This is a genomic window from Janthinobacterium sp. SUN026 (assembly GCF_030397625.1).
Classification (GTDB): domain Bacteria; phylum Pseudomonadota; class Gammaproteobacteria; order Burkholderiales; family Burkholderiaceae_D; genus Janthinobacterium; species Janthinobacterium kumbetense.
This window is the reverse complement of record NZ_JAPQNU010000001.1, coordinates 1,982,813-1,994,236: the sequence shown is the minus strand read 5'-3', so window position 1 is coordinate 1,994,236 and position 11,424 is coordinate 1,982,813. Positions and strand designations below refer to the sequence as shown.

The window sequence follows — 11,424 nt, the reverse complement described above, 5'->3', positions numbered from 1 at the left end:
GGCGGTTTTCCTTGGAGTGGCTATGACATCAAGCCTGCGAACTGCCCGCTTTCTTCTCGCGCGCCACGATATACAGCAGCACGATGATGAGCGCATACGGCAGCAGCGACAACGCATCCGAATGCAGGCCCGCGTAGAACGGGTTGCCGTGCTCGGCCCAGTCGGCCATCATCTGGTCGAAGTGCGTCAGCACGCCGGCCGTAATGGCGATGATGATGCCGGCCAGCGCGCCGCCGGCGATGTAGCCGGACGCCAGCAGCACGCCCGAGCTGCGGTCGCCCGCCAGCTGGCGCTCTTCCTCGTTCAGCTTGGCGTTGTGTTCCAGCTTGTTGTTGCGGCGGTCCGCCAGCCAGCGCACCAGGCCGCCGACGAAGATCGGCAAGGTGGACGACAGCGGCAAATACACGCCCACGGAAAACGCCAGCGACGGGATGCCGGCCATTTCCAGCACCACGGCGATCATCACGCCGAACAGCACCAGGGTCCACGGCAGCTGCTGGTCGAGGATGCCCTTGATGATGTAGGACATCAGCACGGCCTTCGGCGCATCGTATTTTTTGACTTCCGAACCGTCGGGACGCTTGCTGTAATGGCCATTGATGCCCGGATCGACCAGGTAAGCCAGCTGGCCATCTTCCTTCACAAAATACTTGCCGGCCGGGCCGCCCACGGTATCCGTCTTTTGCCAGACTTTATACGTGTTGTGGTCCGTCTCGGCTTGCGGGCCATGCAGCTCGCCCGTCACCGTCAGCTTCGACGCATCGACCGTCAGGCCAGGCGCCACTTGCGCGGCCGGCACATAGACGGTGCTCGCCTCGTTCAGTTTCAGCAGAATCGGACCGAGGATCAGGGCGGACGACAAGGCGCCCGCCAGGATCGCATACTGCTGCAGGCGCGGCGTGGCGCCCACCAGGTAGCCGGTTTTCAAGTCTTGCGACGTGGTGCCCGCATTGCTGGCGGCGATGCACACGATGGCGCCCACCGACAGGGCCGTCACATAGTAACGTCCGCCCGTCCAGCCCATGATGAGGAAGATCAGGCAAGTGAACAGCAAGGTGGCCACGGCCATGCCGGAGATCGGGTTCGACGACGAGCCGATTTCGCCCGTCAGGCGCGACGACACGGTGGCGAACAGGAAGCCGAAGACGAGGATCAGCAGCGCGCCGAGGAAATTCATGTGCAGCGGCGTGGCGAAGGTGATCACGGCGATGATGGAAAGGCAGCCGATGACGACCCATTTCAGGGGGATGTCCTGGTCCGTGCGCAGGGTGGAATCGCTCTTGACGCCCTTGCCGATGCCTTTCAGGCCGGCCGACAGGCTGCGCCAGATCATGGGCATGGCGCGCACCAGGGAAATCAGGCCGCCGGCGGCCACGGCGCCCGCGCCGATGTACAGCACGTAGGCGCTGCGCACGTCGTCCGCGCCCATTTCGCTGATCAACTTGGTGCCCGGCGAAAGCACGGTGGTCAGGCTGTCGCCGAAGAACTTGATCATCGGGATCAAGAGCAGGTACGACAGCACGCCGCCGGCCGCCATGGTGGCGGCGATGCGCGGGCCGATGATGTAGCCCACGCCCAGCAATTCAGGAGAGATTTCGGCGCCGATGGAGCCGCCCTTGAGCGGCGCGGCAAATTCCACGCCCGGCGTATCCTTCCAGCCCTTGAACGAGATATTGAACACTTTATACAGCAAGCCGACGGCAAAACCGCCGAAGATGATCTTCGCGCGGCGCTTGGCGTCCAGCGCGGCAGCCGAATCCTTCTCGATGCTTTCGCCCGCGGCGATGCGCGATTCTTCCGTGGCGGCCGCCTTGAGCACTTCGGCGCACGCCGTGCCTTCGGGGAATTTGAGTTCCTTGTGCTGGTCGACGATCATGGTGCGGCGCATGGGGATCATCATCAGTATGCCCAGCAGGCCGCCGAGGACGCCGACCAGCATGACTCTAGAGATTTCCAGGTCGAAGCCGAGGATGAGGATGGCGGGCATGGTCACGCCCAGGCCGAAGGCCAGCGATTCGCCTGCCGAACCGGCCGTTTGCGTGATGCTGTTTTCCAGGATCGACGAATCCTTGCCGCCCACCTTCTTGGTCAGGCCGAACAGGGTGATGGCGATCACGGCGACGGGAATCGAGGCGCTGACGGTCAGGCCCACTTTCAGCACCAGGTAGAGCGAGGAAGCGCCGAAGACCATCCCCAGGATGACGCCCATGAACAGGGCGCGGAAGGTCATCTCGGGCAGCTTCGCATCGGCCGGGATGTAGGGCCTCACGACGCTCGGTGTTGCATCTTTTGCCATGGATATTTCCTTAATTTTTAAAAATAAACAGCCCGGATTGACGCCCGGGCTATTTTCTTGAAGCCGAGACTATCGCACAGCCGCGTTTCGATGAAAAGGTTTTTTGCTCCCGGTCCCCGAGGCCCGCCCGCCGCCCTGCCCGCGCGGGAAGCACCAGCGCATTGGTCTATAATCGCTGCCACCGTGCCTTGCACGCTCACGTGAGACTGCCTTGACTGCCAAACGAACCGGATTCCCCTGGCCTTCCCGCCGCGCCACCGTGCGCGGTTTCATCATCGCCGGCTGCGCCGCGCTGGCCGCCGCCCTGCTGCTGGCCGCCTACCTGTTCCTGTATGTGCGCCCGCGCCTGCCCGAACTGGACGTCATTACGGACTACCAGCCGAAGATCCCGCTGCGCGTCTACACGGCCGACAATGTGCTGATCGGCGAATTCGGCGAAGAGCACCGCGACTTCGTGCCGATTGCGCAAGTGCCGGAAATGATGAAGAAGGCCCTGCTGGCCATCGAGGATGGCCGCTTCTACGAACACCACGGCATCGACTTCGTGCGCGCCGGCGGCGCCGTGCTGTCGAACCTGCGCCACGGCTTCGGCCACGGCGGCGGCTCCACCATCACCATGCAGGTGGCGCGCAACTTCTTCCTGACGCGCGAAAAAGTCGCTTCGCGCAAGCTCAATGAAATCATGCTGGCCCTGAAAATCGAATCGGCCCTGTCGAAAGACCAGATTCTCGAGCTGTACATGAACCAGATGTACCTGGGCCAGCGCTCGTTCGGCTTCGGCAGCGCGGCGCAGACGTATTTCGGCAAGCCCTTGTCCGAACTGTCGATCGCGGAAATGGCCATGCTGGCGGGCCTGCCGCAAAACCCCTCGCGCCACAACCCGATCAGCAATCCGAAAAAGGCGCACGCGCGCCAGCAACTGGTGTTGAAGCGCATGCGCGACCTCGATTACATCAGCGACGGCCAGTACCAGCAGGCGCTGGCGCAGCCGCTGCATATCAACAGCCGCGGCAAGCAGGGTTTCGACACGCACGCCGAATACGTGGCCGAACTGGCGCGCCAGGCCGTGTATGCCCAATACAAGGAAGACAGCTATACCAGGGGCATCAGCGTCTACACGACGATCTTGAAGGCGGACCAGGATGCGGCCTACGCCTCGACGCGCCGCAACGTCATCGCCTACGACCAGCGCCACGGCTACCGCGGCCCGGAAACCTTCATCGACATGCCGGTCGACCCCGAGCAGCGCGACGACGCCATCGATGCTGCGCTGCAAAAACGCCCGGACAGCGACGGCCTGATCGCCGCCGTCGTCACGGAGGTCTCTAGCGGCAAGGTGGTGGCCGACATCGGCGACGGCGACGCCAAGGCCATCACGGGCGAAGGCTTGCGCTTTGCCGCCCCCGCCTTGTCCGCCAAGGCGGGCGCCGGCATCAAGCTGCGCCCGGGCGCCGTGATCCGCATCACCCAGGACGCCAAGGGCAACTGGGCCATCACGCAAGTGCCGCTGGTGGCCGCCGCCTTCGTCTCGCTGGACGCGGAAACGGGCGCCTACCACGCCATGGTGGGCGGCTTCGATTACAACCTGCAAAAATTCAACCACGTGACGCAAGCCTGGCGCCAGCCCGGTTCGGCCATGAAGCCCTTCGTGTATTCGGCGGCGCTGGAAAAAGGCTTTTCGCCGGCCACCCTGATCAATGACGTGCCACTGGAAATGCAAGCGGGCGGCAAGGTATGGGCGCCGCAGAATGACGACTTCAAGTTCGATGGCCCCATCACCATGCGCTACGCGCTGGCGCAATCGAAGAACGTGGCCTCGGTGCGCATCCTGCGCGCGCTGGGCGTGTCGTACACGCACGACTTCATGGAAAAATTCGGTTTCGACCCGGCCCGCCAGCCCAGCAACCTGACGATGGCGCTGGGCACGGGTTCCGTCACGCCCGTGCAGATGGCGGGCGCCTACGCCCTGTTCGCCAATGGCGGCCACCAGGTGGAACCGTATTTGATCGACCGCATCGTCGACGCCAAGGGCGCGGTGCTGATGCAGACCAAGCCGCCCGCGCCGAACGACGAGAAGACCCTGGCGCTGGACCCGCGCAACGCCTTCGTGATGGACAGCATGCTGCGCGAAGTCACGCGCACCGGCACGGGCGCGGCGGCGACGAAAAAACTGGGCCGCAGCGACATCGCCGGCAAGACGGGCACCACCAGCGACGCCGTCGACGGCTGGTTCGCCGGCTATGGCGGCGGCATCGTGGCGGTGGCGTGGATGGGCTATGACGAGCCCAAGTCCCTGGGCGGACGCGAATTCGGTTCCTCGCTGGCCATGCCGATCTGGATCGACTACATGCGCACGGCCCTGTCGACGCGCCCGCAAATCACGCGCGCCGTGCCGGCGGGCCTGAGCCAGGTCGACGGCGAGTGGCTGTACGACGAATTCATCGACATGAACGGGATCAGGACGCTGGATATGGAGGCGGAGACGCCGACGGATCCGGCGGCCGTGCCGGAGACGGTGCCGGTGGAAACGAACTAGTGAAAAAGCCAGGAGCGATCCTGGCTTTTTTTTCGGCGGCCTTCTTACGGCGCCTTGACCATGCTCAGGTAGCCGCGCACCGTACTGACGACGCTATCGGCGAAATCGTCGACATTGACCTTCGCTGCGCGGTACTTCCAGCGTTTCACGTACCAGTCCTGGAACAGGGCCAGGCAGTGCGCGGCCAGCAAGGTGGGATCGCCCTGCGGCTTCGGTTCGATTTCCCCGATGGTGGCGGCGATCAGGGTCTGCACATACAGTTCCGAATTCTTCGCCATGCTGCGCTGCTCCACCTGCAGCACGCGCGAATCCATGAAGACAAAATAAAACCACGGCTGCAGCACTTCGGACAGGTAGATCGACGAGCGTATCATCGCTTCCAGGCGGTCCAGCGGCGACTTCACGTCGGCAAACAGCAAGGGCAAGGCTTGCGTGGCGTGGCGCACCACGTCCTCGATCATTTCGGCCAGTTGATCCTTGCTGGTGATGTAGCCATACAGGCCGCCCATCGACAAGCCGGTCTCGCGGCACAAATCGCGCAAGCTCATGGCGCGGAAACCCACGTCATTGGCCAGGCGGAAGGTGGCGACGAAGATGCGTTCAAGATTTTCCAGCGCCGGCTTGCGGCGTTTGACGCCGATGCGCTCCGCGTGGCGGTCAAGAATATATTCCCAGATGTTTTCGCCATTTAAAGGCGTCATCTGCTGAAACTGTTCAAAATTAAAATGGGTCGACAAGTGCATTCCCAAGTAACGGTGTAGGAGCGATATCCATGCCATGCCGGTACGCGGCATTGCAAGATGGCGGGACGGCTGATGCCGGGCCGATTATAGCTCAGGAAAACAACTATTTGACTTTTCAACTATGCAATGGGCGCATAAGCAACGCCAAATTCCCACAGTTATTGCGCTGCATCATGCAATTCAAATGCAATTTAAATCCAGCGGTGCTACATTCAAAAAACCGAGCGCTCGCTATTTTTAATGCATCGAGAATGTACAGGAGTGCACGGTTCATCGCTACAGCATCGACATTTCCACTCATTTCCACTATTAATAATACATAACGGAGACAAAATGAAGACTCGCTTCTGGCAACTGCTTTCCACCCTGCTGTTTTCCCTCGCCATCCTGCCCGGCAGCGCCAGCGCCGCCGGCTACACGCAAACCAAGTACCCGATCGTGCTCGTGCATGGCCTGTTCGGCTTCGACAAGCTCGGTCCCGTCGAATATTTTTATGGCGTCCCCGCCGCCCTGCGCAGCGGCGGCGCGCAAGTGTATGTGACCACCGTGTCGGCCGCCAACAGCACGGAAGTGCGCGGCGAGCAGCTGCTATCGCAGGTGCGCCAAATCCTCGCCGCCACGGGGGCAAGCAAAGTCAATTTGATCGGCCATAGCCATGGCGGCCCCACGGCCCGCTATGTCGCTTCCGTGCGCCCCGACCTGGTGGCGTCCGTCACCAGCGTGGCCGGCGTCAACAAGGGCTCGAAGGTGGCCGATATCCTCAGCGGCGCCATTCCCAACACCAGCGGCGCGCTGGGCAACGCGCTCGCCTCCCTGATCGGCATTTTGTCGGGCAACAAGGGCTTGCCGCAAAACGCGGGCGCGTCGCTGGCGTCGCTGTCCACGGCCGGCTCGCTGGCCTTCAACAGCCGCCACCCACAGGGCGTGCCCACCTCCGCCTGCGGCGAAGGCGCCTACCAGGTGCAAGGCGTGTACTATTTCTCGTGGAGCGGCGCGCAACCGTACACGAACGTGCTCGACGTGGGCGACCCTGCCCTGGCGGCCATCAGCCTGGCCTTCGGCGGCGTCAAGAACGATGGCCTGGTGAGCAGCTGCTCCAGCCACCTGGGCAAGGTGATCCGCGACGACTACGCCATGAACCACCTCGATGAAGTCAACCAGTTCGTCGGCATCGTCAACCTGTTCGAGACGAACCCCGTCACCGTCTTCCGCCAGCAAGCCAACCGCCTGCAAGGCCTGGGACTGTAAGGAGAAGCGCATGCACGCGAAATGGATCATCGGCGGCAGCCTGGCTGCCCTGGCCCTGTACCTGGTGCTGCGCCCGGGCGAGCCGCCCGCCCCGCCGCCGGAAAAGGCGGAACCGGACCTGTTCGCGTTCGTGCGCTCGATGCAAGGCACGCGGCCCGACGGCGACGTGACGGTGGCCGCCGGCGACAAGCTGGTGGTCGATGCGGAACTGGGCCACCTGTTCGACTACTACCTGGCAGGCCTCGGCGAAAAGCCGCTGGCCGCCATCCGCAGCCAGATCGAGGCGGAGCTGGACAAGCGCCTGGCGCCCGTGCCCGCGCGCGAAGCGAAGCGCCTGCTGGGCGCGTATCTGGCCTACAAGCAGGCGCTGGCCGGCGCGGAACAGGCCTTGCCGGCGCAGGCCGATCCCGCCGTGGCGGCGCGCGCGCGCCTGCAAGCCATGCGCGCCCTGCGCGGCAATTATTTTACGCCGGAGGAAAGCGCCGGCCTGTTCGGCGCCAGCGACGCGTATGACGACGACGCCGTGGCGCGCATGGATATCCTCGGCAACACGACGCTCGATGAAGCCCAGCGCCAGGCGCAACTGACGGCGCTGGACCAGAAAATGTCGCCGGCCCAGCGCGCCGCGCGCGATGCGCCGCTGCAGGTGGCCAGGCTGGATGAATCGGTCAAGGCCCTGCGGGCACAGGGCGGCGGCGAGAATGAAGTCTACCGCCTGCGCGCCAGCACCTTCACGCCGGCGGCGGCGGCCCGTCTGGCGGAACTGGACCGCGAGGAATCGCAGTGGCAGCAACGCATCATCGCCTACCAGGCGCAAAAAAACAGCCTGCCCGGCGGCGCGCAGGATGCGGCGGCCCTGCAGCAGCTGCGCGACGCCAGTTTCACGCCGGAGGAACAGCGCCGGCTGGGCGCCTACGAATAGCGCTCAGGCCAGCTGCGCCAGCAACGCTGCCGCCGCCATCACGTCCGTCGTGTCGCGCCCCTGGCTATAGAGCGCATGCACAGGGGCCAGCACGGCGTGCGCGGCGGCGCCGCGGCCTTGCGCCAACAGCACGGCCGCCAGGCTGGTGGCGCAGCGCAGTTCCCAGCCCGGCGCCTGCTGGCCCCTGGCCAGCTGCAGCGCTTCTTCCAGCTGCGCCCGCACCGCTTCCAGCCCGGCCGCATCGTCTTGCGCCAGCGCCCGCCAGCGGTGGTGCGCGTCGCGGCGCAGCACTTCCGGCGCGCTCCACGGCGCCAGGCCCGTGCGCGCGCGCCGCAGCGCCTGGCTATCGGCGGCCGCGTCGTGCAGGGTGGCCATCAAATCGACCTGTATCGGCCAGCTGCGCACCGACGGCCAGGGGAATGACGTCATCGCTTCGCCCCCGTCGAGCAGGCGCTGGTAGGCGGCGCCCCAGGCGCTCCAGTACAACAAGCCATAGCGGGCCGCGTGCTCGCACAACAGGCAAGTCCACGCCTGCGCCAGTTCCCACCGCCCGCACCACAGGGCGACGGGAATGGCATGGATGGCCAGCGCCACGCACAGCGTGACGCCATTGTGCTCGAAGCCCACCGTCACCGCCTCGCGCGCCAGCGCCAGGGCGTCGTCGGGGCGGCCCTGCATCCACAGGCAGCGCGCCAGCGTGCCGCGCAGGCACACCTGGTGATCGGCCAGCAAGGCATTGTTGAAGCCCAGCTGCGCCGCGCCCCCGGGATGCGCGAGCACCATGCGCGCCAGCGCCGCCGACTGCGCGTAGCGTCCCTGCACATACTCGCCCACGGAACGCATGCGCGCCAGCACCAGGTGCATCGCCGTGTCGTCGCGCGTTGTGCACAGGACGGCAAGCTCTATGACGTAACTGTCGGCGCGCTGGAAATCGGCCAGCTTAAGGCAACAGATCCACATGCCGCAAATCGCCTCGGCCCGGCGGCTGCCATCGTCCGTGCGCATGGCCAGCGCATAGCCGCGCTGGAACGAACGCAGCATGGTGCCGGTGATGCCCTGCGTATGCAGCAGCAGGTGCGCCTGCGAGGCATGCAGCTGCATTTCGCTGTCGGGGTCGTCCACCGCATGCGTGGCCATGCGCTCGAGCGCCCGCTCGACGCGCACGCGGTATTCATCCATCAGCGACAGCTGATAGAACAGGGTTTGCGCGGCCAGGGTCAGCGCCACGCCCAGCGCCACGTCGCCCTCCTCGCCGAAGGCCCAGTCGATGGCGGCCCGCAGGTCGTCGACATGGCGACCGTAGCGCGCGCTCCAGTGGGCCGGCGGCATGCAGCCCCAGTCGGCGGCGATGCGTGCGGCCAGTCCCAGGCAATGGCGCGCATGGCGCAGCAGCACGGCGCCCGCGCCACCGCCCGCCGACAGCTGCGCGCCAGCATAGGCGCGCGTCGTGTCGAGCAGCCGGTAATACACGTGCTGGCGGCAAAACTCGATGCTGACGAGGGACTTGGCCGCCAGGTCGGCCAGTGTGTCGAACACGTCGCATCCCGCCACGGCGCTGGCCGACTCCAGGCGGAAGCGGCTCCTGAACACGCTCAGCGCCTGCAGCGCCTGGCGCTCGCGCGCGTCGAGCAGGCCGTAGCTCCAGTCCAGCGTGGCGCGCAGGGTCTGGTGGCGCAAGGGCATGTTGCGCGCGCCGCGCGTGAGCAGGCGAAAGCGGTCGTCGAGCTGGCGGCGCAGTTCGTGCAGGCCGAAATGGCCGATGCGCCCGGCCGCCAGTTCCAGCGCCAGCGGGATGCCGTCGAGGCGCCGGCAGATGTCCACCACCACGGGCACGTCGGCGTCGGCCAGCACGAAGGCATCGTCGACGGCCGCGCAGCGTTCGCAAAACAGCTGCACCGCGGAGAAATGCCGGGCGGCCGCCGCATCGGGCACGGCATCGGCAGGCGGCAATTCCAGCGCGGGCAGGCGCTGCAGCTGTTCGCTGGTGAGGCGCAGCGGCTCGCGGCTGGTGGCCAGCACGTGCAGCAGCGGCGCGCCCTTGAGCAAGGCGTCGGCCAGCGTGGCGGCCGCGCCGATCACGTGCTCGCAGTTATCGAGCACGAGCAGCATGTGGCGCGGGCGCAGGTAGGCCAGCAGGACCGGCATGGCGTCGCCGGCCGGCACCGCCACCCCCAGCGCCGTGGCCAGCGCCAGCGGCACCAGGCGGCCCTCGTCCAGCGGCGACAGGTCGACGAAACACACGCCGTCGGCATAGCGGCGCAGCACGCGCGTGGCCAGGCCGACGGCCAGGGTGGTCTTGCCGATGCCGCCCGGGCCGGCAATGCACAGCAGGCGCAATTGCAGCAGCTGGTTGGCCATCGTTTGCAGCACCTCGGCGCGGCCCAGCATGCGCGTCAGCATGACGGGCAGGTTATGCCGCGGCTCGGCGCCCGCCGCACCGGACGCCGGCCGGCCCGTGTGCGCCAGCGGCGCCAGGAAGCCGTAGCCGCGCCCGGGGATCGTGGTGATGTAGCGCTGGCCGTCGCGGCCGTCGCCGAGCGCCTTGCGCAACGCCGCCAGGTGCACGCGCAAGGTCGCGTCGTCGACCACGGCATTGGGCCAGACGATGGCCACCAGTTCATGCTTGTCGACGATGTCGCCGGCGCGCTCCAGCAGGGCCAGCAGCAAGTCCATGGCCCTGCTGCCCAGGCGCAGCGCGCGGTCGCCCTCGAACAGCAGGCGTTCTAGCGGCAAAAGGCGAAACGGGCCAAAGACATAGGCCGGGACGGGACTGTTTATCATTCTTGCGTGGGGGTGTAGGTGTTAAAGCACGCGGCTTGCAGTGGCCATATTCTACTGAGCATCCGCGCCATGCCGCATGGCGCCATGTTGCGGCACCGTTACAAGGCCAGCGGACAGCAGCGCGGCCACCTCGGCCGCGGGCGCCGGGCGGTGCAGATAGAAGCCCTGTACCTGCGGGCAGCCCAGCCGCCGCAACTGCGCCAGCTGTGCACCGTCTTCCACGCCCTCGGCCAGCGCCTGCAAGCCCAGGCCGCGCGCCAGCGCAAGGGTCGAGGCGACGATCACGGCGTCGCTGCCGCAGCTATCCACGTCGCGGATGAAGGAACGGTCGATCTTGATGGTGTGAATCGGCAGCATCCGGACATGGCTCAAGCCCGAATAACCGGTGCCGTAATCGTCGAGCGAAAGGGCCAGCCCCAGCGCGCGCAGGCGGCGCAAGCCCTGCGCCGCCTGCGCCATGTCGTCGATGCGGCAGCTTTCCGTCACTTCCAGCTCCAGCAGGCGGGCAGGAATGGCGTGGCGCCGCAGGCAGTCCAGCACGAAGTCGGGCAACTGCGGCTGGCACAGCTGGCGCGCCGAGACATTCACCGCGACCGGCACCAGGGGCAGGCCCGCCGCGCGCCACTGCGCCAGCTGGCGGCAGGCCGCATCGATGCCCCAGTTGCCCAGCGCGGCGATGGCCTGCGTCTGCTCGGCCAGGCCGATGAATTCGTTCGGGTAGACCAGGCCGTGGCGCGGATGGTCCCAGCGCAGCAGCGCTTCCAGGCCGACCAGGCGCAGCTGCGCCGTGTCGAACTTGCCCTGGTAGTGAAAGCGGAATTCGCCGTCGACGATGGCGCCGTCCAGGCGCGCCTGCAACTCCCGGCTGCGCGCCGACGCCCTCGGCTTGCCGCCCTGC

The 11,424-nt window shown here is 66.2% G+C and carries 7 protein-coding genes; 3 read left to right on the top strand and 4 right to left on the bottom strand.

Annotated elements, in window-relative coordinates; genetic code table 11:
- Nucleotides 1-28: 28 nt before the first annotated feature.
- Entirely contained in the window at nt 29-2,296 is a 2,268-nt protein-coding gene (locus OX459_RS09105; RefSeq protein ID WP_289904714.1) for an oligopeptide transporter, OPT family, read from the bottom strand.
- Between the two features lie 211 nt (nt 2,297-2,507).
- Here OX459_RS09105 and OX459_RS09100 point away from each other — a divergent pair, with 211 nt between their 5' ends.
- On the top strand, nt 2,508-4,832 hold the full coding sequence (locus OX459_RS09100; RefSeq protein WP_289904713.1) for a PBP1A family penicillin-binding protein: 2,325 nt from the start codon (nt 2,508-2,510) through the stop codon (nt 4,830-4,832).
- A gap of 44 nt (nt 4,833-4,876) precedes the next feature.
- Here the strand turns inward: OX459_RS09100 and OX459_RS09095 are convergent, their stop codons facing one another.
- Nucleotides 4,877-5,533: a helix-turn-helix domain-containing protein gene (locus tag OX459_RS09095; RefSeq protein ID WP_052140174.1), complete on the bottom strand. Its 657-nt coding sequence runs from the start codon at nt 5,531-5,533 to the stop codon at nt 4,877-4,879.
- A 375-nt stretch (nt 5,534-5,908) separates the two neighbouring features.
- Here OX459_RS09095 and OX459_RS09090 point away from each other — a divergent pair, with 375 nt between their 5' ends.
- Nucleotides 5,909-6,823, top strand: a complete 915-nt coding sequence (locus OX459_RS09090) for a triacylglycerol lipase (protein ID WP_289904712.1) — start codon at nt 5,909-5,911, stop codon at nt 6,821-6,823.
- A 10-nt stretch (nt 6,824-6,833) separates the two neighbouring features.
- Entirely contained in the window at nt 6,834-7,745 is a 912-nt protein-coding gene (locus OX459_RS09085) for a lipase secretion chaperone (RefSeq protein ID WP_289904711.1), read from the top strand.
- Between the two features lie 3 nt (nt 7,746-7,748).
- Here OX459_RS09085 and OX459_RS09080 read toward each other — a convergent pair whose 3' ends face one another.
- Both OX459_RS09080 and OX459_RS09075 read right to left on the bottom strand, forming a co-directional pair.
- Nucleotides 7,749-10,478 (bottom strand): winged helix-turn-helix domain-containing protein, encoded by a 2,730-nt coding sequence (locus OX459_RS09080; RefSeq protein ID WP_289904710.1) that lies wholly within the window; start codon nt 10,476-10,478, stop codon nt 7,749-7,751.
- Nucleotides 10,479-10,577: 99 nt separating this feature from the next.
- On the bottom strand, nt 10,578-11,384 hold the full coding sequence (locus OX459_RS09075; RefSeq protein ID WP_289904709.1) for an EAL domain-containing protein: 807 nt from the start codon (nt 11,382-11,384) through the stop codon (nt 10,578-10,580).
- Between the last annotated feature and the right edge of the window lie 40 nt (nt 11,385-11,424).

Coding starts and splice junctions, on each gene's coding strand:
- OX459_RS09105 (WP_289904714.1), bottom strand. CDS start 2,296: ATGGCAAAAGATGCAACACCGAGCGTCGTGAGGCCCTACATCCCGGCC.
- OX459_RS09095 (WP_052140174.1), bottom strand. CDS start 5,533: ATGACGCCTTTAAATGGCGAAAACATCTGGGAATATATTCTTGACCGC.
- OX459_RS09090 (WP_289904712.1), top strand. CDS start 5,909: ATGAAGACTCGCTTCTGGCAACTGCTTTCCACCCTGCTGTTTTCCCTC.
- OX459_RS09085 (WP_289904711.1), top strand. CDS start 6,834: ATGCACGCGAAATGGATCATCGGCGGCAGCCTGGCTGCCCTGGCCCTG.